Source organism: Ruegeria sp. CDSB086 (assembly GCF_059611065.1).
This window is the reverse complement of sequence record NZ_JBXWOV010000017.1, coordinates 1-26,799: the sequence shown is the minus strand read 5'-3', so window position 1 is coordinate 26,799 and position 26,799 is coordinate 1. Positions and strand designations below refer to the sequence as shown.

Here is a 26,799-nt window from a genome sequence, read left to right as displayed (position 1 = left end):
CGCTACGGGAGTAGCAATCTTATTGAATTCGGGGCATAATTTGGCATTGAGTTTTTTTGCTCTCAGGAAGCACCGCTTAGACACCGCTCAGGGCCAATGTGAATTACTTGAGTAATATTGGCCTAGTGGGATGGCAAAACATACCGTCGATCACATGTTTGGTCAGATTTGGAGGGCTAAAAACAATGGCAACCAAAGCCGAATTTTGTATGGCAGCAGCATAAGCCAGAGCTGCCACGGACGCACTAAAGAAAATGGCGCGTGATCCTTTAGGTGCGTTTGACCCTGGGTTGGCCACAACGGTTGCCAAGGCAGTGATCAAGAACCTGAATAAATGAGAGGAAAAGGCCGGCTACATGGATTGTAAAACACTCCTCATCCTCAATCGAAAATCTGCGGCCCGACCTGACGTACGTTCGGCTGTCAGACCTCTGGAAAAGGAGCTTGGTCTGGAGATTGCTATCCCATGGTCAGGTAAACAGTTGCGAAAAACGATACACAAGCACTTGGCCAAGGGGGTGACGCGCTTTGTTGCAGGAGGTGGTGACGGGACACTCAACGCGGTTACAAGCGCCCTATTGCGATGCGATGCGGGACCAACCATTGTTTTGGGGCTTATGCCTTTGGGCACTGCTAACGACTTTGCCAGGTCTTATGGTGATGACGGATCGGATCTTTCTGCATCATTGGTGCAGGCCGCAACCGGAAGAGCCCGGTCGATAGATATTGGTTCCATCAACGGTCGCCCATTCGTGAATGTCGCCAGTGGCGGTTTTGGGGCCATGATTACCGCGACAACTCCCAAAGAAGTTAAGAGGCGGCTAGGAGGGTTAGCCTACACCCTTACCGGATTGGCGCGAGTTTCTGAGCTGAAACCAACGCAGGCCATGATTGCTTTGGATGGGTCAGAGCATAACTGGGCGTCGGTTTCTGCGCTGGTAATTGGCAACAACCGCTTTGCCGGTGGTGGGTTCGAAGTAACTCCAGAGGCTGACATGTTCGACGGGTTGCTCGATCTGGGTGTTTTGACCACGGACGAGTGGCCACCTGCAAACCTGTCTTTTGGGCATTTCCCCGACCTGAGTGACCCGATTGCGGGGCTCGTAAAACGTAGCCGTTTCAAACATGCGGTGTTGGAAACAGAAACACCGTTCCACTTAAACCTTGACGGTGAACCGATGGTGGACACGAGGTTCGAAATTTCGGTTCTACCAGGTAGACTAAGCTTTGCGCTACCTTCAACTGGGTCTTGATCTCTAAAGAATTGGAGCGAACAGGCGGGCAATCGGGGCGCCAATCCGGATATGCGGGGGCTGTTCAGCAAGCAATTTGTCTAGCCTAAACGACCGTTCGAAATCCTTTTCCAGCATCGCGGCTGTAGCCCCGGCGGCGCGTGTATCGAAGAAAACGGCCATTGCTTCAAAATTCAGCCGGAATGAGCGGTTATCCATGTTCGTTGTCCCTATCGCGGCCAAAGTATCATCAACAACCAATACTTTTTGATGCATGAAACCGGAACTATATCTCAAGACCTGTACTCCGGCCTCGCGGATTTCATCAAAAAAGGCAAAAGCGGCAAGCCAAGGAATCTTATGGTCAATGACGTCCGGAACCAGGATGCGGACATCCACTCCTTGCAACGCAGCGTGTTTTAAAGCTGTGAGCACATCGGTATCGGGTACGAAGTACGGCGAAGCGATCCAAATCCGACGTTTGGCATTCGCGATTGCCGTGAAAAAGAACAAGGCACCGGTTTCCATTTCGTCCCCGGGACCGGTTGGGACGATTAATCCGGACATGTTCTCTTCCATGTGACCAGCTTCCCAGTTCATCTCCGAAATCAGGATTTCTTCAGTTGCCCAATGCCAATCCTCTACAAACACCAGTTGCAACTGCGAGGCGATCGGGCCACGGATTTCGACATGTGTGTCGCGCCAATCACCGAATTTTGGGTCGCGCCCCATATATTCGTCTCCAACATTCAATCCGCCGGTAAAGCCGACCGTTCCGTCGACGATCACCGTCTTGCGGTGATTGCGTAAATTGAGTTGAAATCGGTTTTTAGCTCCGCGCATCTGCGCGGGTTCAACTACTTGCACACCGGCTGAACGGAGATCATTAAGATAGGAGTTTGGAAGTTTAACGCTCCCAACTGGATCGCACATGAACCGAACTGCAACTGCACGTTTTGCTGCGGTGATCAGATGGTCCCGCAGTTTCCGACCCAGATCATCATCATGAACAATATAAAACTGCACCAGAATGTAATCTTGGGCTGCGTCAATAGCGGCAAAGATTGCATCGAACGTTTCCTGCCCGTTTAATAGGATTCGCATGTTGTTGCCCCGGACCACGGGGAGTTCAGATATCCTTTCCAACGCTTCGGACGGAAACTCTGTAGGCACGTCGGGCGCATTGACCTCGCGAAACGTCTTGATTCCGTCAATTACCTCCTCGCTATCGCGGCGCGCAGTTAAGTATCGGTCGAACTTGTGATGTCCCAAAAAAAGGTAAAGCGGAACGCCAAGATACGGGGCAGTAATCAGAAAAACGACCCAACCCACTGCACCCTGAGAGGTTCGCGCCGATGAGATCGCCCTCCATGCAAACCAAATGGCAGTGGCTTCGAGGGCTATCAGGAGCAAGACCAGAATTGTGGACACCATGTGGGCCTCTTTGGTTCACGGTTGCTGAAAGGGCGTTCCAACACCCGGTGGAGATCCACCAGATTAACCGATACTCGCAGGAAAGGATCGCCTAGGGCAAGCGCGTAGAAACGCAGTTCTTGTTGAGCTCGGGTTGCAATTCGATAGAGAATTCTCATTCGTATGCCGCTTTGACAAATTAGGAGCAATTTATCCCGATACTCCAGAAAAAGCTGGAAGATTCTCCCAGAGTTTCCGATGCTGTCCTCCTGCAAACTTCGGGTGTCGTTTGAGAAGTTTCCGACCTACATGATCCAAAAGAGAGGCCAGTTCAGCAATTGGAAGAAACTCAATCTCCGTCGATGAGCGCAGTTGTCGAAATGCAGGAACGTTTCAGCCACTGGCAGGCCGAACTAAATCAAAGCAGCGTAATTCTCTCTTTGATCTTTCTCTTGGCCGTTGTCATCGGCAGGCGGCCACTTGCAAGATGGCTTATGGCAATGTTTCGGGCACTTCTCAGACGTTTGTCCATTGAACTTTCGGAAAAGGTAGCTGACGAACTGATGCGGACCACATCAGTTTTGATTGTGACCTTTGCTGTTTTTGTGGTTCTGGAAACATTGAATGTTCCAAACATGCCTGGTGACATTTTTAGACGCGTTATGGCCTCAATCGCTGTGATCGCAGTATTCTCAGGGTGGTACAACCTGAGCGGGTCTTTTGTATCCCTTCTTCAGAGCGACCGGTTTGGAGAAGTCAGGATGGAGGCCGGATGGATGGAGCGCGTTGCCCGTTTTGGCATCTTGCTGTTTGCCATTACGTCACTGCTAGAAGTTTGGAGGGTCGACATCAGCGGTGCGCTGACCGGTGTTGGAGTACTGGGCGCAGGATTGGCTATCGCGACGCAGGACCTGATCCGCAATCTTGTGGCAGGCATGAATAACATGAGTGAAAAGCGCTTCGCTATTGGGGACTCGATTCAAATCGACGGTTCGTTTGTCGGGACAGTCGAATCCATTGACCTGCGTTCCACCCTAATCCGTGGGTTCGATCAGATCCCACGGCATGTTCCGAACTCCGAGTTATCCAACGCAGTTGTCCTAAACTATTCACACCGCCGACATCGAAGGGTCATGCTTAGCATACCGTTGCTTCTAGACAGTACCGAGGCTCAGGTCCTTCAGGTGCGTGATACGTTGCGGGAACATTTGTCGGCCTGTGGAGATTTCGAATTGTCTGAGGAGGCACCGAAACATGTCTATGTCGAAGGGTTGTCAGAAAGCGCCGTAACCATCATTTTTTACGCGTGGACGACTACCCCTGAATACGACAATTTCCTCCGTGTGAATGAAAGTCTTTCGCTCAAAATCCTTGAGACGGTGCGCGCGGCAGGAACAGAACTGGCCTATCCAACACAATCGATCAATCTGCGCGGGTCAGCCATTCCGTGACCTCCTGATGATACCGATCAGTATTTCCAAAGCGACTAGCTCCGGTTATCTAAGTTTTGCTCAAATTCCTGACGGATTGCTTGTGTTTCGGTATCTAGTTCGGATTTGGATACCGTCAGCTTAGATTTTCGACGTGCAGCTTCAGAGGCTTCGCCCTGTGCTACTTCCCTTACTGGATTGTCTTTTTGACTACCGCCGGACAAGTTACCATCGCCCGACATCAATATTGCGAGTGACTTCGTCGATGGGATGTTGGCTAACACGATCATAGTACAGACGGTAATCGGCACGCTTAGTAGAGCCCCGGGGATACCCCAGATTGCGGTCCAGAACGTCAGTGCGAGGATGACCATCAAAGGCGACAAGTTTAGTGATTTTCCGGTTAGCGACGGTTCCAGAATATTCCCGATGATGAACTGAACCGCCCCACAGCCCACCAAAATAATTAGAAAAGGCGTGTTAGTATCAAACTGCACAAGAGCAACGAGCGAGGGCAACGCTACCCCGATGATTGAACCAATCGTTGGAATGAAGTTCAGTACGAATGCCAGGATGGCCCAGGTTTCGGCAAAATCCAATCCCACGGGCTTCATGATCGCGTAGCTACCGACACCCGTTAGGAAACTAACGAGTGTTTTGATTCCTACATATCGCTGCACGCTTTCTGAAATGCGTGTCAGCACGCGGTGTAAGTTTTGTGCGGATTCCGCATCTGGCGCTGCCAGTGCGACTTTCAATCTCATGGGCCCCTGTTCCAGCATCATGAAAGGAATATAAAGAAGGATCAGAAAGAAGGCGCTCAAAAAGCTTCCGGCTGAACCGATTGCTCCGCCAGCGAAGCCGGTGAAGTCCATCTCTAAGATCGCTTGTTGCGCTGCCTGGTAGTTCTTGTCTCCAACAAGAGTGACCACTCTGGCCAAGATTTCAGAGAACCTTGCTTCATATCTAGGCAACGCATCGGCAACCGCGCCCGCTTGACTGGTCAGAATTGACAGTAATCCGAGCAATCCCAACACTAAAAGAGCAGCGCTAATGACATGGGCCAACCATCTAGGGATCCGTGTCCCGAGAATTTCAACCTGACATAACCTGTCGACTGCGGAAGTCAGAAGAATGAAAACCAAGGAAGCAATCGACAATGGAACTAGAACATCAGCCGCCAGGACCAGTCCTGCGATAGTAAAAAAGGCGATCACGACAACCCGGTGCCAAAACGCCAGACTAAAAACGTGTGTTTGCTGTTGATCTGGCACCGGCTGGGCTACTTCCTGTCTATTACCCTACGGATTTCCGAACCTTGTCATAAACTGCTTTCATTTTCAAACCAAGTTCCCGCGCAGCTTCGCCGACTTCATCCGCCGACTGATTAAATTGTGATGTAGACAGGAACCTATCCCACTCCGAAACAAGTGAATCCCACTCGTCTTCCGCCTCCATTGTTCCAAGGTTCAACTGAAGTTTAATTTCATCTCTCTTTTGTTGTAGCTCGGCCATCATGGCCTTCAGATCTGGCATTTCTTTCACCTTTTGTACCACGTAATTGCCGAGAGACGGCTCTCGGGTTTACCTGCAACGCCAATTTTAAACGGTGCTGGTTGGATGTTTAAACATCTTACTAAAAAGAATTAGGTCAACGCTTCTTTGGCCAGTGACATTGACGCATCTAGCTTGGCCTTTCGTTCTTTGTAGTCTGCCTGAATTTCAGCTTTACGCTTTTCAAACTTGTTCCTTGTATTTTCTTTGGCCACCGCAATTTGCTCGTCAATCGCCTCGAGCCTTGCAGCTGTTTGGCTGTTCAGTTCGGTGATACGTTGCGAGATTTTTTCTTTGGCTATACTTGCCTTTGCCTTGGTTACGTCGATTTTGTCGTGGATTGCTTGTTTGGTTTCTTCGTTAGATTGCTTCCACTCGTCTTTTAGCTCTGCAATTTCCCGATTAAGTTCCGCCATTTCAGCAGCGTATTCTTCATCGATTGCATCGGCGCGTGGCTTGCGGAAAACCACTCCTCCAGCCTCGCTCATTTTGACATCCAATGGCGATGTCCAAACTTCGTCAACTGAGGCCACCAAGCAAGATTTACCAGGAATAAGTTCGATGCTGATTTCGTCAAGCATCGTAGAATCTATTCCCGCAACCCAAAGATCTCTGTAGACACCAAACAATCCACCTGTCATCGATCCGACAGCCATTCCTGAGGCGGCCACTGATGCTGCAGCCGCAGATCCGGCGACTGCAGCTCCCGATGCGACTGCCACCGGGCCGGCCAAAACACCAACCATTCCGCCGAGAACGAGGCCCAGTGCCGTTCCCAACGGCCCTTCATCTTCCACCTTCTTAACTTCAACTTTGCCTTCGAGATCTTTCCCGATGACTGCAGCGGCATACACTGCGAGATTTCCTTGGGAATGTAGCGCGCGCAGTGCGGTTTCACCCTTGAATGCAGCAGCATCATCCTCGAAAACGACGGCAATAAATTTTTCCATTTTGGTACTCCTGATGGTTGATTTTAGGCGGGAATTTCTTGGTGGACAGGAACTTTTCTAAACACTAAATGCTCATTGAAACTGCATGTTAAGTGCCGCGTAAATTTGCCATTTGGGCAGGCCGATTCCTTTGTCGAAAACCGAGTACTGCGGTTCGACAAAAAAGTTGTAAACGGTATTGCCGCGTTTGGTGACCTTGCCTAGGCGAATGCCCAATGGGACAGAATAGCTGTCATTAACAAAATTGTAGGTCCAGATCGGGGCGCCGCCCGTGTAGTACCCATTGCCCAGTTGGTAAAAAACAAAGGGTTGAAAGGCACCCAAATTGGCACGTGGGCGCCCATTTGTATCCCCAACGCCTCCACGCCATGTCAGAAGATATCCATACTGAAAGACGGGCGAAGTTGCATTGAAATAAACGTTGGCTAACCCAAGCTGCCATTGATCGGCTCCCAAGCGGTCGTCGGAGGCTGTTGGCACGACCACTTGCGGACCAAGCGCAAAACTAATTCCGGGGTTACCCGTATTAAACTGATAGGCCGCAAAAACATCAAAATCTCCGACGCCACTCAAAGTTTGGCCATCTGTTCCCACCGGTAACGAGTTGAATGGCAACGAGGCTCGGATCAGCCAATTTGAGCTGCCTAAAGTGACCGGCTTTGCATAGCGCAGAACAAATTGATTTCCGGTCGCATTAGCTGGTCCTGTAAAGTCACCGATATAGTAGTTTTGGATATTGAACGCTGTAATATCAGCCAGAGGATTGTTGGCTTGCGCTGCATCAGATTGCGCATAGGCCGGAGTGCTGGCGACGCACAGAATGGAAAGTTGGGCTAAGCGCTTAAAGAAGGATTTCATGGGGCTGCCTTTGTCTCGGGCATCGCTTCTGGCAAAGGTACACCCACCGCTCCGGAAGGGGGCTTAGTGCCCAGAAGAGACGCAATCGTAGGCGCGACATCCACAGTTTCGACGCGTCGTGCGACGGTTTGTGGAACAATATTTGAACCTGTAAAAATCAGGGGAACGTGTGTGTCGTATGTCCAGGGAGAGCCATGAGCAGACGCAACGTGCAACCCGTCAAAATCAGCCACAAACCAATGCGGTTCGAACACCAAATAGATATCTCCCGACCTATCTGGATTAAAGTTAGCCAAGACGGCATCGCTAATCTTGGTTTTTGCAAACGACCCGCGTCGCAAATCTGAACTCCCAACCGCATAGGCAATGCCGGGGAGCTTTTGAAGTTCCTCAGCAACAGCTCGCTCGACGACCAAAGGATCTAAAGAACGTTTGGAAATAAGATCTTGGTTCAAATAGACGTAGGGGTTGGAAAAGTTCTGAACCAGATCAGCGGATTCACCAAAATCCATTTGAAGACGCACAAATCCTGGTTCTGTATCGACGCGTTCAAAGCTGAACAAACCAGCTTCAATGCCTAGGGTCGCCAGAAACTCCGGGTGTTCCGGTGCGCCGTGATCTGCCGACAAAACGATCAATGTATTTTCCAGACCAACTACGGCATCCACATGTGTGAAAAGGTCAGCGATTTGCCTGTCGAGATGCGCGAAATTGTCTTCGGCTTCTAAGCTTGAAGGGCCGAATATATGGCCGACATAATCTGTAGATGACAAGCTGACTGACAGATAATCAGTAACGTCATCTTGCCCTAGTTGTTCTGCGTCCAACAGGGCCTTGGCAAAATCTACAGCTATTTCATCCCCAGCCGGGCTGAGGGTTAAAAGCGTTGTGAAGTATTTCCCGTCTGCCGCCCCCCAGTTATGCGGAAATGTTCGGCCAAACCCAAGTATATCGGCTTCCCACGGTTGGTCGTCGCGGTCTGCAAAGGCATACTTCCCAACGTCTCCCAGAAGAGTCCAAGATCGATTGGCATATGATGCGACAAGGCCTTTTGAGTTCCAATCCTCAATCCAACCTGGATAGGCGTCGCGATAGAACGTGCTTGTAACAAACCGGCCTTCTGACTTTGAGAACCAGTAGGCGTCACCAGCGTGACCTGCCATTGCAATTGCACCGCGATCCTTGACCGACACACCAAACACTTTTGAAGTCGGCCCAAAGTGCAGGCCAATTTCATCGGAGATAGTTGAACTGATGATATTGCGGGGAGACCGACCGTCAGTTGTGGCTGCTCGTTGGGTCGGATCGATTTCGTTCTCCGCATCGACTCCGGTAGCCCCGACCAAAGGAAAGTCCGGATCCTGCACGTTATAGAAAGGCTTGCCAGTTTTTCGATCAAACCACAGGTTGGCTACCATACCATGGATAGCAGGGTCCGTGCCGGTCGCGAGCGTCGTGTGCCCGACAATTGTTTCAGTGTTGGCATGGCGGTGATGAGCATTTGTAAAATTGACGCCATGATCCAACAAATAGCGAAAGCCGCCCTCTCCTATGTGGATACTGAATCTGTCGATTAGGTCTCCACGCAACTGATCAACAGTTATTTGAAGAACCAGTCGAGGCTTGCCTTGAGCGCTTGAGACAGACGGAAAGACCAAGCTGCCTCCAACAACCAACCATTTGATTAGCAGGGGAAAAGTTTTCGGCTCGATCACGTATTTCGTCCTTTTTATAACAGTAGAATTTGTGTTTACCCAACGTTTGCCGCAGTTTTGGGTCGTTTTTTCAGACCGCGACCGACACGTCGTTCCTTAGGCCATTGGCAATGCGGATATATCCTGCGCCCTCACCGATCAGCGATACGCCTGCAACGATCCCCAACAGCATCACGCTCACCTCGGGGTACTTCGCTAACAGATATCCCGATGCCAGTACGGACACACAACCAACGGAAATGACCCAGCCAGAACCTTGATCCGGTCGCGCCATTACGCCCACTGCAATCCGCACCAAGCCATTCACAAAAATTGCAACAATCAAGACCAACGTAAGCGCCATGAGCCCTTCAAGAGGGCGAAATATCAGCAACAACCCGGCAATCAGATTGAAGCCCCCCAAGATGGAATAGATGAGCCTTGCATTCCAGCCATCTTTGGTTGTGAAAACCTGCACTAGCACCACGAAGCCACCTACAGCGAAAACAAATCCCACAGCAAATTCAATGGCCAATGATACCAAAAAAGGTGCAAAAATTGCGAATACACCCCCGATAGCCAACACAATCCCGAGTCCAAGAAACCAGCCCCAGTATTTTTGCAGATCGTTGTCTGAGTTTCCCATACTCATTGTATCTTTCCCTTGGTCGATTGCATTTTCAAACACTGGCGACTGCTTTTGCGTTTAGGCGCCCTCAAGCAGGTCAAAGCCTGTCGAGTGCGACCTTCCGTTTAGTTTCGAGCGTAGTGAAAGCGCGGCAGGCTTTTCAGATTTTCCTTGGTCGCATTGGGCAAAACCAGATCGCCATCCGCGTTGATCTCGAAGGCGACCGCTGGCAGCGCGATCAACTTTTCACCGATGTTCAGGAAGCCGGCGACGTTGACGATCACAAAGGTCGTATCACCATCCGGCAAGACGAGCGCATCATGGACATATCCCACAAAGTCGCCACCATCATTGTAAACATCACCGCGTAAAAGCTCGACTACGCTCCAACCGGAAGCGACTAAGGCGACATCAAGATTGTTGTACTCGACAACAACACCGCCAGCCACATGAGGTGTGGACTGTGCGAGCGCATACATTGGGTCTCCAATTGCGAAAGCACACAAGAGAGCCGTTGTTCTCAGAACTTTTTTCATATTACTGATCCCGTCTCGACAATGTGAAAATTGAATTCAGGTCGCCGGGTGATCAAGCAGCCCGCCCCCAAAACAAACTGGTCAGTTTCTGGACAAAGCGGCACGAAGCTCTTTTTCATCACTGACAGACAATGATGTCTCGATAACCTCGCCCTTCATGCCCTCCAATTCGCCCAACAACTTCGTAGGTCGGTTTGACCACCCGATTACGGCCAGAGCCGATGAGTCAGGGCCCATCTTTGAGCCGACGCGAGCTGCCAATGCGTCCTCTTCGTCTGCTTGATCCAGCATTCCTGCAAGTGTCCCAGAGCCAGCACCAACAGCCGAACCTGCAATAAACCCGGCAGCAGGGTTACCGACCATGGCACCGATCAAAGTGCCGGTCAGTGCTCCAAGAGAAGTGCCTCCGACGAAACCCGTTGCTGTAAGAGTATCGGAATTCCGGGTCCGCACTACGCCGTTCTTATCGCGGGTCATTACCACGACCTCGTCGAGATCGACTTCCCAATCCAGACTCATTTTTTGCAGACGCAAAAGTGCTTCGTCTGCTGTATGACGGCCCTCGAAAACAATAATGACCAAATCACTCATCGTATCTCTCCCTAGTTAAAAATTGTTTTTTACAGCGCAATGACACACAAAAGAATGTACGTCCTGACGCGATACCCTGACGATGTTTCATTTTTGAACTCCATGCGCGGTTCTCTCTCAACACCGCGCATGAATTAAGTTTACCGAGCTCGAAACTACTTACTTCCGTTGTTTGCCGTCATCAGTTCCATGACCTGATCGATTGAAAAGCTGGCTGGCTTCTGACGCGGTGGGAACTCCTGGAATGTAGCCAGGAACTGGCCTACATACTTTTGTGCAGGCACCAGGAAATAGATCCGATCAATCATCCAGTCGTAGTAAGTATTGGATGTTAGATGCGCCTGTTCGAATGGATCACGCCGAAGGTTGGTGATCAAAGGGACGCGAAGTGGGGTCCAAGGTTCGATCCACGCACGCAATGTCGAAACAGCTTTTTGCTCAAGGAAAATCAGTTTCCAATCGTCATAGCGCAAGGCTGTTAATTCTCCGGTATCCGCGAAATAGAAAATCTCATGCCGCGGGCCGTCTTTTGTTTCACCAGTAAGAACGGGCAAGAAGTTGTAGCCATCCAGATGCACTTTATATTCGCGACCAATGGCTTGAACGCCACCTGCTTTCAAATCTTCCTTGATGGTCTCATTGCCCGCTGCTGCCAACAACGTCGGCAACCAATCCATGTGGTGCATGATTTCGTTTGAGACGGAGTCAGGTTCTATTTTCCCAGGCCAACGCACGAGCGAGGGCACGCGCCATCCACCTTCCCAGTTGGTGTTCTTTTCACTGTAGAACGGGTTGGTGCCAGCATCTGGCCATGTATTCTTGTGGGGGCCATTGTCAGTCGAATAATGAACAATGGTGTTGTCAGCAATGCCCAGTTCGTCAAGCACATCCAATAGCTGACCGACGTGCATGTCATGTTCCACCATGCCATCGCCATACTCATCTTGTCCCGAGATCCCGAACAATTCGTCTTTCACATGTGTACGGAAGTGCATCCGTGTGCCGTTCCACCAAACGTAGAAAGGTTTGCCTTGTTCGTGCGCATTTTTGATAAAGTCGACGGCAGCTGCAACGGTTTCATCGTCGACTGTCTCCATCCGTTTTTTGGTCAACGGCCCCGTGTCTTCAACAAGCCCATCAGCCGAAGACTTGATAACGCCACGAGGGCCAAATGCCTGGCGGAAGGTCTGGCCGTCCGCCAAAACCGCGTCGCCGGGATAGTCGCGATTTTCTGGCTCTTCTTCCGCATTCAAATGGTACAGGTTTCCGAAAAACTCATCAAAACCGTGGTTTGTGGGAAGCATGCTGTCCTGATCACCAAGGTGATTTTTCCCAAACTGACCGGTCATGTATCCTAAAGGCTTCAGAAGGCCCGCAATCGTGGGATCTTCTTCCTTCATACCCAAGTCTGCGCCCGGGAGGCCTACCTTGGACAAGCCGGTTCTATAGACAGACTGTCCCATAATGTAAGAAGCCCGACCAGCTGTACAGGACTGCTCCCCATAGTAGTCGGTGAACATCATGCCTTCATCAGCAACCCGGTCGATATTGGGCGTTTCGTAGCCCATTAATCCCCTAGTGTAAGCGGATATGTTGGATTGCCCAATATCGTCTCCCCAAATCACTAGAATGTTTGGTTTGTCTTGTGCAGAAACTGGTGTGCCAACCACGAGGACAGCGACCGACAAAGCACCCAATATCGCTGACTTTGTTATGCCCAAATTTTGTTTCATGTGCTCTCCTGAAAAATTCGAAACCAACGCATCAATCGACAGACTGGTGACATCGCGATCAAAGTTCATTCCCACGATGACCCCATTGGTTAGCGGTGTTTGCCCTACAATCTGTCGGCAAATACGAATCAAGGCTGCAAAAGCAACATTCATATTCACAAAAAACGTGTGTTAGCCTGCTAACGACGGGAAGCATTCATATATAAGAAGTTATATGAAGAGATTCGCTAAACACGCCAAAGCACATAATGAATCACTGTCCGAGCACAGTGTATGAGTGAAAAGGTCAACGAATTCACGATTAGAGCGGGCTCATTCCATGGTCCAATCTCCTTGCTTACTGACAACGCTCGGATGTTTCAAAAAACGCTGCATTCTTTCAACCTGCCAACGGAGCCAGAGGAGATTGTTGACGTTTCCAACTACCTAAAGGGCATGAAGGAAATAACTCGGTTCGCTGGCGATGATGATTTCTTTGCCCGAGCAGGCTATGTTCAGAAAGTGGAAGATTTGGGCGTTTTTGGTCGCGCAATCGTTTCCGCTGATACCTTGTGGGACGCTTTGCAGATCGCCAAGTCTGCGCTGTTGTACTATCAGAGCGATTCAGAGTTAGTAATCAGAACCTACAAAAAGCGTTGCCATATCTGGTATTTCAATCCTTTTGACGCTTTTGAAGGAGCCAAAGATGTTCAATACACAATAACTCTATTGGCCAACGTTGTCTGCCTTGCAAACAATCGCACCGATCCGGACATTGATGTTTCCTACCCTAATGGCTGTTCGACGCACGTTCTGTTCAACTCCGCTATAAGTCGCGTTAGGGCTTCCACCCAAGGGTACATTTCGTTCGACGAAGAAGCACTCAAGTCGCAGATGTCCAAAATAGATGCACTGAGAGCCGAAGTGTTTTCGCGCTATTTGGCCGATGAATCCATAAAGGCTTGCGAAAAACCACTGACGAAGGACATTGTCGCCGGCCTAGTTCGTGCTTCATTCGGAGTTGCGCCATGGTCTCTAGTCAACACCTGTGGAGCACTGCAATTACACGAGCGGACGCTTCAACTTCGTTTGAAGTCTGAAGGAACTTCTTTTCGTGAAATCGTTCAGACTGAGCGGCACCTTGCATCAAAGCGCCTCCTAGTGGCTGGAAAAGACATAGTTGAAACTGCCGAAATACTTGGCTTCGAGCATCGGCAGAGTTTTTCAGAGGCATTCTCAAGGTGGGAAGGCCTTTCTCCGTCGGCCTTCACAAGTAGGGTTTAGGTACTGTCAGACGGGTGGTGCTGTCAGACTAATTCGAACTAGTCTCAGTTTGCCGCGGAAATCGCGAACTTATCCGGAACAAAGTTGAGGCCACTCGCTAAGAGCGGCGGCGCGGGTCAGCTTGAAGGTGTCTCGACTGGCTAGCGATCTTTCCTGGTTGAAGTGGTTGTAAACGGAGGAATGGACGGAGGCGAATTTCTGCAAGCTTCGCATACGCCTGAAACGCAGCATGGCCCGTTCTCTTCGTCGAAACGGCAGGTGCGAGTTCTCGTCGCGGTTGTTGAGCCACCTGCCCGTCCTTTGTTTTTCGAGTGCACCCAGTTCTTTGAGCGCGGCTCTGTATGAGGCGAAGCGATCCGTCACGACGGTTTCAGCTTTGCCGTGTCGCTTCATTAACTTCTTGAGGAGTTTCAGTGCTGCAGCCTTGTTTCGGCGTTTGGTGACAACGGCTTCCAGCACCTCGCCTTCATGATCAACAGCCCGCCAAAGATAGTGCCGCTTGCCATTCACCTTCACGAAAACCTCGTCCACGTGCCACTTCCATATGGAGAATGCGCGCAGCTGCTGAACACGCTTCCGTCTGATCTCAGCAGCAAACATCGGGCCAAACCTGTTCCACCAATATCGGACAGTTTCGTGGCTCACGTCGATGCCTCTCTCGTGCAGTAAATCTTCGACATTCCGAAGCGAGAGTGGAAACCGAATATACAGCATCACCGCAAGGCGGATAATCTCAGGGCTGGTTTTGAAGTATTTGAATGAGGCAGGTCTGGTCATGAACAAAAGCTACGCAACCGCCCTACCGCTCTCAAGCAAAGTTCTTCTGACAAGACCGTACTGGAGTAGATTTCAACGTTTTGGGATTAGCAGAGGGCGTCGCACCTCTTAAACACACCTCAATCTGCATTTCAGGCAGTGCGAAAAGCAATCATTGTCAAGTCATCCAAGCGTTCTTCCTTCGTACTATAGTCTTGAAAAGCGCTGTGAATAGCCGACAATAGCTCTTCCGAACACGACCACTCTTCCTGTTCAAATACAGATACAACTCTCTGAAAACCAAAAGCTAAACGTTTTTCTCCACCTAATTGGTCAATCAAGCCGTCAGTTGAAACAAAAAAATCTGTGATTTGATCCAATTGAACTTCGTGTTCGAAAAATTTTGGGCCAATTGGAGTATCCACATACCCAATGCTCAGCTTGTCACCTCGGATTCGGTCAATGCCGGTATTGGATTTGACCAAAAGAGACATATGCGCACCTGCAAACGTCGCTATCCCTTTTGCTGAATCGATCTGGCATATCGCAGCGTCCATGCCGTCGTTGGAAGCCCCGTTTGCAGTATCCTGATTTAGAAGTGCACGCGTCAAATCGCTCAACTTGGACAGTGCCAGCGACGGGCTAAGCATTTCATTTTCGAAGTAGAGCCGCTCAAGAGAAGCGATTGCTAACATAGTCATGAAACCCCCAGGAACGCCATGACCTGTACAATCAATTACGGCGAGCGTCGAAATTGGGCCATCCGACTTAATCCAGTAGATATCTCCTCCAACCAAATCGCGAGGTTCCCATTTAACAGCAAAATCGGCAAATGCGGCATCACACTGACTTGTCGTGGGTAACAAACCCTGTTGAATTCGCGTGGCATAATTTACGCTTGCGACGATCTTATGGTGCGCCTCTCGGATTTCGTTGACTCGTTCAACCTCTCGATCCAGCATTGAATTATAGCTTTGAACTACTTTGCCAATCTCATCTTCCGACTCGTATGGGACAATCTGAGGGTCATCGTATCGCTCAAATCTTTCGATGGCCTTCAACATTTGGCCGAGAGGTCTGTTGATGAGCCATAAAAATGCAGCAGCGCCTGCTAAGATCAGTGCAAATCCGCCGAGAATTCCAAGAAGGACCACAACGCCTACTTCTGTCCTTAGCTCATTGTTCAAGATCTCCTGATCAATTCGGGCCAACATCGTGGTCGGCCCTGCTGCCGTGGGAACAGTAACGACGATGTCTAAGCCAGGTTTTTTTATTTTGTCGCATCCTATAGCAGGCCAGGAAACCAGAGTTTCTGAGCTTTGTTCTAAACTCTGTTCAGCGCAGATAACGTAAGGAAAACCCGAATAGACCGCCAGCAGGCTCGTTGCTTGCGCAAGATTTCCTGCTTCAACCAATTCAGCCAACGGGCGCGCGATACGATTGGAAATCGTTGCAACTTCCGCCGCAACCTGATCTGTTTGAGCTTGCCTTTTGAATTCATAGTAAAAGAGAAGCACAATGGCGTTTAGCACACCTCCGAGCAGGAGGGTCGCCAGAATATGCTTCAGGAATATTCGGCGCTTCAAGAATGTCCAGAGTTTATGCACTAAATGCCTCTATAGTGTCCGGCATTTAGTTCCCGATGTTCTTCATCGCGGCCTGAAGAGCGTCACGATTATTGACGATCATCTGTACAACTTTGTAGTCCCCGGAAACTTCCCGAACTAGAAAGTCTGCGGTCACGGTGTCGCCACCTTCGGTTATCATTTCAGAGCAGACGAAATAGTCACTTCCCGCAAGAATAACCATTGGATGAACATTTGCAGGATAAACGGTTTCAAACGCGTTGGTGGTCGTGTCCAGATAAGTGTAAGAACCGTCGACCATCACTCCATCAACATGTGAAATCATGGCGGATTGGAGCTTTGCCTTGACTTCAGTTGGAATGTCGGCCGCTGCTGCCGGGTTGGACGATATTACTACGGCGACCATACACAATAGCCTAATCATGCTAACCTCCCCACTAATAACACTGCACAATTGATACACTAAAAATGCATAAATGTGTATCTTATGATATTAAGGCCTGAATTGAACTTGGTTCCACCCAAGCATGACCAAGGGGAACAAATGCTTGCAAGCGAAGTCTACGAACTGCGCGCGAACCTGCGCCGACAAGGCGTTGTCTTTGCATACAGTGGTTATGTAACTGAAGGTATCCTCAGCGGTGTTGGCGATGCGTTAAAGCAGAAATTAGTGTCTGAAGACGCTGACACCAAAACTCTCCGAAGTGTTTTCGCTGTTTTTGTCGAGCAAATGCAGAACATCATCAGATATTCTGTTGAACGACTACCGACCGACGGTGAGACTGAGGTGCTGGACATAAGTTACGGCATTGTGACCATCGGAAACGAGGCCGGCGGCTATGTCGTTCATGCGGGCAATCTGATCCTTTTAAGTGACGTAGACAACATGCGAAGACGGCTTTCAGAACTACGCGCCATGAATCGTGAGGAACTTAGGGCCGCATACAAAGACCAACTCCGGTCAGAAACTGACGCTGTCGGCAATAGTGCAGGCATCGGGTTAATTGAAATTGCGCGTCGAGCGTCAAAGCCAATCGAATTTGATTTTATGCGGATTGACGATCAGCACGCATTCTTCGCACTCAAAGCGACGGTTTAAGAGGGTACGGATGCAAAATATTGATATCCCGGCAACAAACCGCACTCCGGCCGTCGCGTTCGATTTTGACGTTGGCCACCTCAAACTGATTGGGGAGTCCTACCCTGAGGATGTTACGACCTTCTACAACCCGTTGTTTGATGCTTTGAAAAGTTGGTTGTCGGATGGCTCAATATCCAAATGTCGATTTGAATTTGAACTCATCTATTTCAATTCGTCCAGCGCCAAGGCCATCATGATGATCATGGAGCTTTTGGATTCCGCTGCTGAGGCGGGGAAAAGCGTTGACGTCTATTGGTTTCACGACCCCGAAGACGAGACCATGGAAGAACTTGGGGAGGAGTTTGGGGAGGACCTGAAACATGCCAAATTCACACTGGAAAAGTTGTTGGATCGATGACAATCGACGATCTCTTTGTTCGCGAGAATGAGGCTTTGGAAGTCGCGGAAGCAGCTTTAAACAGTGGACAATTTCCGAATGATGAAACGCGCAAGTCAATTGAAAACCTTGTCGGAGAATACAGAAAGCTGCTCAGAACCACGCGGCGCATGATGCGATTGAGTGATCGCAACGAGCGGGAATTGAATGCATTAGCCGAAAAACAGCGCATCGCCGCCGAAGAGGTTACCCAAAAAAACCAAGAGCTTGAGGCATTGTCAGGAAAGCTTGCCAAATACTTATCGCCTCAAGTCTACAACTCGATCTTTTCCGGTCGCCAAGAAGTTAAACTCGCGAGTAAGCGAAAAAAGCTGACAGTGTTTTTCTCGGACGTCGCCGGCTTCACAGAGCTTACGGATCAGATGGAGTCGGAAGACTTAACAGAACTCCTGAACAGCTACCTGACCGAAATGGCGGAAGTCGCTCTGAACCACGGTGCGACGATAGATAAGTTTATCGGCGACGCAATCCTTGTCTTCTTTGGAGACCCGGAGACTAAAGGTGTGCGGGAAGATGCTTTGGCATGCGTGAGAATGGCAATTGCAATGCGAGACAAGTTGGCAGAGTTGCAGGCAAAATGGAGGCGTCAAGGAATTAGACAACAGTTACAATGCCGTATTGGTATCAATACCGGCTTTTGTACTGTCGGAAACTTTGGGAGTGACGACCGTATGGACTACACCATTATTGGTGGGGCTGTAAACGTAGCTTCTAGGTTGGAGCATCAAGCCGACGAGGGTGCGATTTATATCTCGTACGAAACTTGGGCGCACGTAAACCACGAAGTAGAAACAGAAAAAGTCGGCGCCATCCAGGTAAAGGGTGTGGCTCAACCTGTCATGACCTACCGTGTCTTAGGTCAAAAGAATTCGAGACCGCGCGTAGAAAAAGTTGTATACGAAAACCCGAATTTTCGAATGATGTTAGACCCGAGCTCAATGACATCAGAAGAACGCGCCGCGAGCTTAGAAATACTCAAGTTGGCGCTTGCTACACTCCGCAAAAACGAACACTGAAGTCGGGCAGCCAGTGTTTGAAAGTGTTTGAAGTGTTTTGGCAACATCTCTGGAAGGTGCTGTCAGACGAATTCTAACCAGTCTCAGTTTGCTGCGGAAACCGCGAACCTATCCGGAACAGAGTTGACGCCACTCGCTAAGTGCGGCGGCGCGGGTCAGCTTGAAGGTGTCTCGGCTGGCTAGCGATCTTTCCTGGTTGAAGTGGTTGTATACGGAGGAATGGACGGAAGCGAATTTCTGTAAACTTCGCATGCGCCTGAAACGTTGCATAGCGCGTTCGCGTCGTCGAAACGGCAGGTGCGAATTCTCAACCCGGTTGTTAAGCCACCTTCCCGTCTGTTGTTTTTCGAGCGCGCCCAGCTCTCTGAGCGCAGCCTTGTAGGATGCGAAGCGATCTGTGACTACTTCTTCAGCTTTGCCGTGGCGTTTCACTAATTTCTTAAGAAATTTCAACGCTGCAGCTTTGTTTCGGCGTTTGGTAACAACCACTTCCAGCACTTCACCTTCGTGATCGACGGCACGCCAGAGATAGTGGCGTTTGCCATTCACCTTCACAAAGACCTCGTCCACGTGCCACTTCCATTTTGAAAAGGCTCGGAGTTGCTGAACACGCTTTCGTCTGATCTCGGCAGCAAACATTGGGCCAAACCTGTTCCACCAATATCGGACAGTTTCGTGGCTCACGTCGATGCCTCGCTCATGCAGCAGATCTTCGACATTCCGAAGCGAGAGTGGAAACCGAATATACAGCATCACCGCCAGGCGGATGATCTCAGGACTGGTTTTGAAGTACTTGAAGGTGGCAGGTCTGGTCATGGGCAAAAGCTACGCAACTGCCCTGCCCCGCTCAAGCAAAGTTCTTCTGACAAGACCTTTCTCCCTTGGGAATAGCTCCCAATCATCTTTCAAAGCGTTTTTGGAAATAGCCGGCCCAATATGCGTTCTTGCAGTTTTGCTTGCCTATAGCCTTCATAAGGCTTCTGCCGCGAGCTACGCATCGATCCTCATGTGAAACAATTTAGCTTCGACCGAGATGCCAGGTTCTTTGCTTAAAGATGTTGCAACAACTACTGGTCTTAAAGCGGGCATTCGCTTCAATTGCCACAAAGTCTGACCGCTAAAAACACAATTCATGACCAGACTGCTCCAGAGGTCTTCAAATTCAGACCGACGTGAACACAGGCTAGGGCATGATTGTTCGTTGGTTCATTAAATGAAGTCTCCAAAGAAAATGTAACAAATGCAACAACAGTATGAGTTCAGTGAAATTGAAGGAACACCGCGTGAAGATCTATTCTGTATTCGTTTGGATGCTGGCCCTGACCTTGATGGTTGGCGTCATCGATGTGGCTTCCGCCAAAGAAAAAGGCGGGAAGTCAAAAGACAAGAAAGTTCAGTTGGATGGCAAGCCGGATAAGGGTCAGAAAGCTGTGCCGCCAGGGCAAATAAAGCGCTATACAAGAGGAGCCAAACTTCCTGCCGACTTGGATTACTCGGACATCGGCGACCTTTCCAACTGGAAATTGAAACCTCCAGGAAAAGGAAATCGTTACATACGCGTCAACGATGAAATTTTGGAAGTTTCTGATGATCTTTCGACTGTCGTCGACGCCGTTGGCATCGTTGGTGACCTTGCTAAGTAAAACGGCTGAATCATAACCCCTGGACTCAACGCGGTCAGCTGATTGATTTGGTCAGATGTCGGCTTTTGGACGGATAGCAGACCCAACGTTGCAAAGCGCCAACGTCCGCCTTGCGGACTTTTCTGCCGGTCGTTGTCGCAGCGAAATCTACCACTGCTCCACGACCATATCTTGGGGTCTGACGCGGCGCCGCAGCACGTTTTCCCGAAACCGGACATTCAAAGGCGTGAAACGGGCTGATATCCAAACCGGCCATTCGCTGCGCCCACGTCCGATGTCTCACATGCGGACAATGTAGCCTTTGGTTCGCATTGGCTCGGAGACGGCTTCTGACAAATAGCGGACAATCAAAAACCATAGACTTGATGCTCACGTATTATGTCAACGCTGCAAGAGCCCGCTCGACAGTCCAGAGGGCGCCCACCAAAGCGATGACAAAACTCACGGGTACCACGATGAGCGATCTGTACCACGGTTCCTTGCGCCAAAGTCCAACAGCCAGAAAGGCCGCCGCTATGACAACCAACTGGCCAATCTCAACGCCTACATTGAATCCAATTAGCCGGGTCAACCAATGGCCGCCTGATGGGCTAATCTCCTCTAGAACTGACGCAAAACCGAACCCATGGAGCAAACCAAAGAAGAAAATTAGAGTGAAGCGGGCACCGCCTGGTTTGTTGCGCAATATGTTTTCAACAGCGGCATATACAATGGACAAGGCAATCAAAGGTTCAAAGAGCCCTGTTGGCAAATCAACGAAGCCTAGCCAGCCGAGGGTCAGTGTCACCGAGTGCGCGACGGTAAAAGCTGTGACCAGCCAGATCAGGTCGCGGACCGTTTGCGCAAATAGGAACAGGCAGAGTACGAACAAGATGTGATCCAGCCCATATGGGACGATGTGAATGATCCCCTGCCACGTGAAATACAAGAAGTCGGCCACTGCTGAGCTCAGTGTTGTTTCTTGGGTCTCAACAAGGTTCAGTGTCTGGCTGGTTCGTCCAGCCTGCAGCAGCGTGACACTTGGGACCGTCACTTCAAGCCGCATATCCCCAAGTAAAGGCGACAGTTTGATACTTACTGCGCTGGCACCTGGCGTAGCGTCACCATAACCGACGAAAACTAAGCGGTATTCGGTGCTTTCCGGCGGTCTGTCGAGAATAGCCCGGATATCGCGCGGAGATGGAAAGGACATTGCCCGCAAATCTGCCGTTTCACCGTCGAACCGTATGAGCGTCTCTTCGGAGATTGCCGCGCGTATTTCTGACAGCGCGCTTTCGATTGTGCCGAGATCCAGCTCACGCACCTGCTCAACAAGAAATTGGTCTGATCCGTTTAAGGCTAAGTGGCGCTCAAAAACCTCGATCAAGTCCGCGCTGACCGCGATCCGAAAGCTGTCGCCCTCGATGGTCAACTGCGCATCGCCCAATTCGAACGTGTGTGCCAGAGCAGACTGTGTCAAAAGCACAAGCCAAAACGCGAAGGCCAGTCGGGTGAATACTACCCCGACCGGCCTTAACAAACGAGGGAAGGTCATTTCTCGCTTTGCCTATCGATTATCCCCAAACTTGCTCGAATATGCGCGTGAAGTTGCCTCCCATCACCTTCCTGACGTCCTCGTCAGAATATCCTCGCAACCACATTTCATCGATAATGGCTGCATAGATTTTCGCGGCTTCCCCGATGCCAGTTGTAGCCAATTTGTTTACAGCCGCACTAAGTCCGCCATCGTCGAATTGTTCCGGATTTGATTTGCCAAACTCATAAATCTTAGACCAGTCAAAGCCGTCGTCGGAACTTAGTCCAACGTTGTCGATGCTGGTCAAATCCCGCATGTAGTCGATTCGATCGACAACGTCTTGAGGACGGGTAAGTTCTGTCTGTGGGCTGATCATGATGAAGGGCAACATGCAAAGACTAACCACACCACCGGTATCGGCAACCGCTTGAATCCGCTCATCGGAACTGGTCCGCAGGCGAATTTCTCCTTCAGGGTATCCGGAGTAAAGCGCGTGCACAGAAGAGTGCGTTTCAATCACGGGCAAATCAGGGCGCATTTTTTTCGCATATTCGATGGTACTCAGCGCGGTGGGTTCGCTAGCATGGGACGTGTCAACGAGTACTCTATACTTTTGCATCGCATCAACGACTGTCATGCCATAGGCCGAGATCGGTCCGGGGTTCAGGACAAAATTCCCATCTCCTGCACGCTGACGCTCGTTGTAGGCCAAGCCCATTGTGCCGAGGCCCATCGACTTTGCCAACGGCATGTAGACGTCCGGCTGATTGTTAAGAATTTCCGCTGACTGCGAGTTCCAGAAAAAGCCATACTTTCCCGCGTCCTGGGCTCGCTGGATGTCGCCTGCTGTACGCACTACCATGAATCGATCATCCGCAGCGATTTTGCGTAGATTGTAGCTTGTTTCACGCGCAAAAGTGTCAAAGTCGTTGATGCCTTGCGCGGTTGTAACACCCGTTGCCGTTATGCCTGCGTCGAGTGCTCTGGTGTAATATTCGTCCCACATTTCTGGGCGTGTGGCGGTTTGCTCAAAGTTCGCGTTCAGCGAGTCGATGGCAACAATGTCCCTTAGGAATTGGGCTGCCTTGTCACTGGACTCCCAAACTGGACTAAATTCACTGGCCCATGTCATTTTTCCGCAGGTAGCTGACAGGGCAGCTGCTGCGCCAGCAGTTTTCAAAAATGCGCGTCTGTTATGCATGGTGAAGTTCTCCCAGTTTCGATTGTTTCGATTTTCTAAAGACTTACCTTGTGGCGAGGTGTATTCCCGCCGCACGACACTCAATCGAGCTTGTTCCTATCGATCACGCCGTCTTTCATGATCAGAGGCCAACATTACTCCGCCGGTGTCGTAAACTCCGGCACCCGTTTCAGCGCCTCAACCATGTCGGCGCTCGTCATCAATTCAATGAAGGTGTAGTTCTTCAGAACGCCCTGGCTGAGGCGGGCCGCGTACATTGCCTGCACCATACTAGGATCGTCCGGCACCCGCACGGTGACGTAGTTCCGGCCGTCGGCCATGCCCCAGAAATAGCTGATCATCTCACCGCCCATTGCCTCGAGCGCGGCCCCCATACCCTCGCCCCGGTCGGTGGGGTTTTCGATCATGATCTGCCAAGCTTCGGGAGACGGCTCTCCGATCCCCAGATAGTATCGGCTGCGAGTTTCTTCGGCGCTCACAGCGGTCGCGACTACCAGCGCACTTGCAAATGCGGACAATAGAAGTCGTTTCATAGGCTCATCCTTTTCGCTCAACAGCCGACAAAGGGAGGCACCTCCGCCGGTCCAAGAGTCATTCCAGCGTGTTCTTGTAGATCACGCCGTCTTTCATGATCAGATCGAAGTTGTTCTCGTAGTCGGTCATGATCATCGCGTCCTCGACCGGGTTGCCATCGACCAGTAGAATGTCGGCATACGCACCTTCTGCAATCACACCGAGCTGGCCTTCGGGATAGGGGTTGAGTTTGCCTGACAGAGCCAACAACTCACCGGCTTTAGACGTTGCTTGCATAAGAACTTCGTAGGACGACCATTGTTCGAGACGGTACTTGAACTCATCGTTCTGTTTTGTGAGAGCGACAGGATCCCCAATAATGTCGGTTGAAAAGGCGACTTTTTCGATCCCGAATTCTTTCAGCAACCGCATCTGGTTTCTCGCCCCGCCCTGAACCTCGAGGAACTTGGGCGCAGCCAACGGACCAAGCGCTTTGGTGACTGTTTCGGCATCCAGCCCCAGCAGCGAGAAGAATGGCGCAACCCAAACATCCGCGTCCTTGATCGCCTGCGCCGACACCTCGGTCATCAATTGTGCATGATCGATGCTCTGCACACCTGCCTCGATGGACCGCAGAATGCCCTCGTCATTGTAGACGTGCACAAGAACGTAAGTATCCCAATCTGCCGCAGCCTTGACTGCAGCTTCCAGTTCTTCCGGTAAGAATTGAACGGTGTGCAATGGGTCTACGCTGGAAGACACACCTCCGCCGGCCATGACCTTGATTTGCGATGCGCCCAGACGCAGCGCTTCCCGCGTCGCCCGCAGAACTTCTGGAACACCGTCAGCAAGAAACTCGACGTGCTGGTTGAAGAATGAGGGCGAGGCACCTTCGAAGTTTGGGTGCGGTTCCGTGTAGTGCCGATGCTCGCCATGCCCGGAGGTTTGTGAGATCACAGGGCCGGACGGATAGATTCGCGGGCCGACAGCCTTGCCCCGGTCGATGGCTTTCTGAAGCCCAATCGCCGGTCCACCCGCATCGCGCACGGACGTGAAGCCGCGCAACAGCATCTTTTCCGCCTCGATCGTGGAAACTGCGCCCCAGTACATCCAATCAAAATTGTCCCTGAGGTCCGCAACCGGCTCCGTGATCGCCATGTGCACATGCGCATCAATCAAACCCGGCATTAGGGTGCGACCCCCACCGTCGATGACCTCGGCATTTGCAACCGAAAGAGGTTCGGGTGAGACTTTTGCGATCAGGTTATCGACAACCAGAACATTGGCGTTTTCTATTCGGGCCTCATTTATTCCGTCAAAGACATGCACGTTGGTGAACAGGGTTTGAACAGGTCCATCCTGCGCAAATGAGGCGGACGCCGAGAAGGCAACCACACTTGCGGCCGCCAATAACCGTTTTGATGCATTCATGTTCCTCTCTCCCTTAGACAAATTAGTTTGTGCGCGGGGTGCCGAGGTTCCTTCACCCCACGCGACACTCAGTCGAGTGTGTTCTTGTAGATCACGCCGTCTTTCATGATCAGATCGATGTTATTTGTGTAGTCGACCAGTAGTCCGGCATCTTCCACCGGATTGCCTTCAACCAGAAGTAAGTCTGCATAAGCACCGGCTTCGATCACGCCCAGCGGTCCGTCCGTGTATGGATTTCGAGGACCTGACATTGCCACCAGTTTCGCGGTGTTTGACGTGGCCTGGACCAGGATCTCATGCGACGTGAACCATTGCTTTCTGAGTTCAAATTCTTCGTTCTGCCGGGCCAAGGCCTCGGGCGAGCCGAAGACGTCCGTTCCGAAGGTGATCGTCACGCCGCTTTCTTTTGCCAGACGCATTGACCTGTCGAGCCCTTCGACGACCGGGCGTGATTTTTCAACGGTTTCGGGCGGGAGCGACGCCACGCTCTCGGGAGTTGGCGTAAAGGCCACGGCCTGAGGGTTGTAGATCACACTCGCGTCCCGCATCGCGATCATGGTGTCCAGTTCCGAGATCAACGTCCCATGGTCGATACTGCGAACGCCGGCCTCCACAGCGCGCAGAACGGAGCGGTCCGTATAGGCATGCGCCAAGACGTAGGTGTTCCAGTCCTCGGCCGCATCGACGGCGGCTCTGATTTCATCGAAGGTGAATTGCGCCGTGTCCAGAGGATCAAAGGCGGAGGCGACCCCGCCACCTACGCTGATCTTGATCTGCGTCGCCCCCCGGCGCAACGTTTCTCGGGTGTATGCGAGAACTTCGCTCCGGCCGTCTGCCATGAAACCAAACTCACTTTCAAAGGCATTGCGGCTGCTTCTGTCACGCGTATGGCTTTCGTTGAACGACCGGAAATCCGTGTGGCCGGATGTCTGACTGATGAAGTGACCGCTGGGATAGATCCGCGGGCCCGGAAGAATACCCTCGTCAACTGCTCTGGCGATGCCGTAGGCTGGGCCCCCTGTATCTCGCAGCGTGGTAAAACCGCGCAGGAGCATTTTCTCCGCCTCGCGGCCCACGACAGCACTGAGATATCCCCAGTGCCAGCCGTTCACCGCCTGATTGGGGGCCGCTGGCATCATGATATGGTTGTGGCCATCGATCAGTCCGGGCATCAGCGTGCGCCCACCACCATCGATGATTTGCGCATTGGCGACGGCAAGCGGCTTAGTCGAGACCTCGGCGATCAGGTTATCGACGACCAAAACATTTGCGTTCTCGATCCGCGCCTCGTTCACCCCGTCAAAGACATGAACATTTGTGAAAAGGATCGGGAAACTTTCTTCCTGTGAAGCGGCATGAGTTGGAAACAGATGGCTCGCAGCCAATACTGCGGGCACAAGTATGCGCATCAGGCATCCGTTCATTAGGGCTCCAATCTTCAAGAATCGCAAAAGGCGCAACTAGGAGTCATTATAGAATTCGAATAACTTGATGCCTGACAGATTGCCGGTTCGAGAAAAATAGATTTGGGAAACTGTAAGGTTTCATAACTTTATTGTGGGAATTTCCTACACTCGGGAATATTGCGAATTTCTGGAGAAGAGATGACAAAAAGACTTGGTAATAACACGGATCAGTCACTGCCACTCGTCAGGGCTTCAGTTGCGGGTCCGGTTGTCGCAGCGCTTCGCAGCGTGGGGGTCGAACCCGCGTTTGT

General features: G+C 50.9%; 26 protein-coding genes. 7 read left to right on the top strand and 19 right to left on the bottom strand.

All coding sequences use genetic code 11. The features are described from left to right. Nucleotides 1-356 precede the first annotated feature (356 nt). Complete coding sequence (locus AC2FIO_RS22170) at nt 357-1,253, top strand: YegS/Rv2252/BmrU family lipid kinase (RefSeq protein ID WP_282169259.1); 897 nt, start codon at nt 357-359, stop codon at nt 1,251-1,253. Nucleotides 1,254-1,256: 3 nt separating this feature from the next. Here the strand turns inward: AC2FIO_RS22170 and cls are convergent, their stop codons facing one another. After that, nucleotides 1,257-2,666: a cardiolipin synthase gene (cls, locus tag AC2FIO_RS22165; RefSeq protein ID WP_472723355.1), complete on the bottom strand. Its 1,410-nt coding sequence runs from the start codon at nt 2,664-2,666 to the stop codon at nt 1,257-1,259. A gap of 542 nt (nt 2,667-3,208) precedes the next feature. Here cls and AC2FIO_RS22160 point away from each other — a divergent pair. Further along, nucleotides 3,209-4,096: a mechanosensitive ion channel family protein gene (locus AC2FIO_RS22160; RefSeq protein WP_282119855.1), complete on the top strand. Its 888-nt coding sequence runs from the start codon at nt 3,209-3,211 to the stop codon at nt 4,094-4,096. A gap of 35 nt (nt 4,097-4,131) precedes the next feature. On the opposite strand, the gene AC2FIO_RS22155 is transcribed toward AC2FIO_RS22160, so the two are convergent. The 9 genes from AC2FIO_RS22155 to AC2FIO_RS22115 form a co-directional block, all read right to left on the bottom strand. After that, nucleotides 4,132-5,349: an AI-2E family transporter gene (locus AC2FIO_RS22155; protein ID WP_496700009.1), complete on the bottom strand. Its 1,218-nt coding sequence runs from the start codon at nt 5,347-5,349 to the stop codon at nt 4,132-4,134. Nucleotides 5,350-5,371: 22 nt separating this feature from the next. Beyond that, complete coding sequence (locus AC2FIO_RS22150) at nt 5,372-5,611, bottom strand: hypothetical protein (RefSeq protein ID WP_271946087.1); 240 nt, start codon at nt 5,609-5,611, stop codon at nt 5,372-5,374. A 110-nt stretch (nt 5,612-5,721) separates the two neighbouring features. Then, nucleotides 5,722-6,579 (bottom strand): DUF1269 domain-containing protein, encoded by an 858-nt coding sequence (locus AC2FIO_RS22145; protein WP_496700007.1) that lies wholly within the window; start codon nt 6,577-6,579, stop codon nt 5,722-5,724. A 72-nt stretch (nt 6,580-6,651) separates the two neighbouring features. Beyond that, the gene (locus tag AC2FIO_RS22140) at nt 6,652-7,437 is read right to left on the bottom strand and encodes a transporter family protein (RefSeq protein ID WP_496700005.1); all 786 of its coding nucleotides are present in this window, start codon (nt 7,435-7,437) and stop codon (nt 6,652-6,654) included. Then, a complete protein-coding gene (locus AC2FIO_RS22135; protein ID WP_496700003.1) occupies nt 7,434-9,152 on the bottom strand; it encodes an alkaline phosphatase family protein in 1,719 nt (572 codons plus the stop codon). The genes AC2FIO_RS22140 and AC2FIO_RS22135 overlap by 4 nt, the downstream gene beginning before the upstream one ends. A 70-nt stretch (nt 9,153-9,222) precedes the next feature. After that, complete coding sequence (locus AC2FIO_RS22130) at nt 9,223-9,819, bottom strand: HdeD family acid-resistance protein (RefSeq protein ID WP_496700001.1); 597 nt, start codon at nt 9,817-9,819, stop codon at nt 9,223-9,225. A 65-nt stretch (nt 9,820-9,884) separates the two neighbouring features. Continuing rightward, nucleotides 9,885-10,238 (bottom strand): PRC-barrel domain-containing protein, encoded by a 354-nt coding sequence (locus AC2FIO_RS22125; protein ID WP_496699999.1) that lies wholly within the window; start codon nt 10,236-10,238, stop codon nt 9,885-9,887. A 138-nt stretch (nt 10,239-10,376) separates the two neighbouring features. Continuing rightward, nucleotides 10,377-10,886 carry a DUF1269 domain-containing protein gene (locus AC2FIO_RS22120; RefSeq protein ID WP_496699997.1) on the bottom strand — a complete coding sequence of 170 codons (510 nt, stop codon included), beginning with the start codon at nt 10,884-10,886 and terminating at the stop codon, nt 10,377-10,379. 155 nt (nt 10,887-11,041) lie between these two features. Beyond that, complete coding sequence (locus AC2FIO_RS22115) at nt 11,042-12,619, bottom strand: arylsulfatase (protein ID WP_496700040.1); 1,578 nt, start codon at nt 12,617-12,619, stop codon at nt 11,042-11,044. Nucleotides 12,620-12,892: 273 nt separating this feature from the next. Here AC2FIO_RS22115 and AC2FIO_RS22110 point away from each other — a divergent pair, with 273 nt between their 5' ends. Then, complete coding sequence (locus AC2FIO_RS22110) at nt 12,893-13,882, top strand: AraC family transcriptional regulator (RefSeq protein WP_496699995.1); 990 nt, start codon at nt 12,893-12,895, stop codon at nt 13,880-13,882. 69 nt (nt 13,883-13,951) lie between these two features. Here the strand turns inward: AC2FIO_RS22110 and AC2FIO_RS22105 are convergent, their stop codons facing one another. From AC2FIO_RS22105 to AC2FIO_RS22095, 3 genes are all read right to left on the bottom strand, one after another. Then, nucleotides 13,952-14,659: an IS6 family transposase gene (locus AC2FIO_RS22105; protein WP_496699993.1), complete on the bottom strand. Its 708-nt coding sequence runs from the start codon at nt 14,657-14,659 to the stop codon at nt 13,952-13,954. Nucleotides 14,660-14,790: 131 nt separating this feature from the next. Further along, on the bottom strand, nt 14,791-16,245 hold the full coding sequence (locus tag AC2FIO_RS22100; protein ID WP_496699991.1) for a SpoIIE family protein phosphatase: 1,455 nt from the start codon (nt 16,243-16,245) through the stop codon (nt 14,791-14,793). Nucleotides 16,246-16,270: 25 nt separating this feature from the next. Next, the gene (locus AC2FIO_RS22095) at nt 16,271-16,648 is read right to left on the bottom strand and encodes a hypothetical protein (RefSeq protein WP_496699989.1); all 378 of its coding nucleotides are present in this window, start codon (nt 16,646-16,648) and stop codon (nt 16,271-16,273) included. A 63-nt stretch (nt 16,649-16,711) separates the two neighbouring features. Here AC2FIO_RS22095 and AC2FIO_RS22090 point away from each other — a divergent pair, with 63 nt between their 5' ends. The 3 genes from AC2FIO_RS22090 to AC2FIO_RS22080 are packed head-to-tail and all read left to right on the top strand — an operon-like array spanning nt 16,712 to nt 18,778. After that, entirely contained in the window at nt 16,712-17,323 is a 612-nt protein-coding gene (locus tag AC2FIO_RS22090; RefSeq protein ID WP_496700038.1) for a SiaB family protein kinase, read from the top strand. A gap of 10 nt (nt 17,324-17,333) precedes the next feature. After that, nucleotides 17,334-17,723, top strand: a complete 390-nt coding sequence (locus AC2FIO_RS22085; protein ID WP_282151851.1) for a DUF1987 domain-containing protein — start codon at nt 17,334-17,336, stop codon at nt 17,721-17,723. After that, the gene (locus AC2FIO_RS22080; RefSeq protein ID WP_496699987.1) at nt 17,720-18,778 is read left to right on the top strand and encodes an adenylate/guanylate cyclase domain-containing protein; all 1,059 of its coding nucleotides are present in this window, start codon (nt 17,720-17,722) and stop codon (nt 18,776-18,778) included. The genes AC2FIO_RS22085 and AC2FIO_RS22080 overlap by 4 nt, the downstream gene beginning before the upstream one ends. 108 nt (nt 18,779-18,886) lie before the next feature. Here AC2FIO_RS22080 and AC2FIO_RS22075 read toward each other — a convergent pair whose 3' ends face one another. After that, nucleotides 18,887-19,594, bottom strand: a complete 708-nt coding sequence (locus AC2FIO_RS22075) for an IS6 family transposase (protein WP_496699986.1) — start codon at nt 19,592-19,594, stop codon at nt 18,887-18,889. 467 nt (nt 19,595-20,061) lie between these two features. Here AC2FIO_RS22075 and AC2FIO_RS22070 point away from each other — a divergent pair, with 467 nt between their 5' ends. Further along, nucleotides 20,062-20,421, top strand: a complete 360-nt coding sequence (locus AC2FIO_RS22070; RefSeq protein WP_145974847.1) for a hypothetical protein — start codon at nt 20,062-20,064, stop codon at nt 20,419-20,421. A gap of 376 nt (nt 20,422-20,797) precedes the next feature. Here the strand turns inward: AC2FIO_RS22070 and AC2FIO_RS22065 are convergent, their stop codons facing one another. From AC2FIO_RS22065 to AC2FIO_RS22045, 5 genes are all read right to left on the bottom strand, one after another. Beyond that, complete coding sequence (locus AC2FIO_RS22065; RefSeq protein WP_496699985.1) at nt 20,798-21,886, bottom strand: HupE/UreJ family protein; 1,089 nt, start codon at nt 21,884-21,886, stop codon at nt 20,798-20,800. 88 nt (nt 21,887-21,974) lie between these two features. After that, nucleotides 21,975-23,213 carry a dipeptidase gene (locus tag AC2FIO_RS22060; protein ID WP_496700036.1) on the bottom strand — a complete coding sequence of 413 codons (1,239 nt, stop codon included), beginning with the start codon at nt 23,211-23,213 and terminating at the stop codon, nt 21,975-21,977. Between the two features lie 59 nt (nt 23,214-23,272). Continuing rightward, nucleotides 23,273-23,671, bottom strand: coding sequence for a GYD domain-containing protein (locus AC2FIO_RS22055; RefSeq protein ID WP_282121511.1), 399 nt, complete (start codon nt 23,669-23,671; stop codon nt 23,273-23,275). Nucleotides 23,672-23,729: 58 nt separating this feature from the next. Further along, complete coding sequence (locus AC2FIO_RS22050; RefSeq protein WP_496699984.1) at nt 23,730-25,082, bottom strand: metal-dependent hydrolase family protein; 1,353 nt, start codon at nt 25,080-25,082, stop codon at nt 23,730-23,732. 68 nt (nt 25,083-25,150) lie between these two features. Beyond that, nucleotides 25,151-26,491, bottom strand: a complete 1,341-nt coding sequence (locus AC2FIO_RS22045; RefSeq protein ID WP_496699983.1) for a metal-dependent hydrolase family protein — start codon at nt 26,489-26,491, stop codon at nt 25,151-25,153. Nucleotides 26,492-26,799 lie beyond the last annotated feature (308 nt).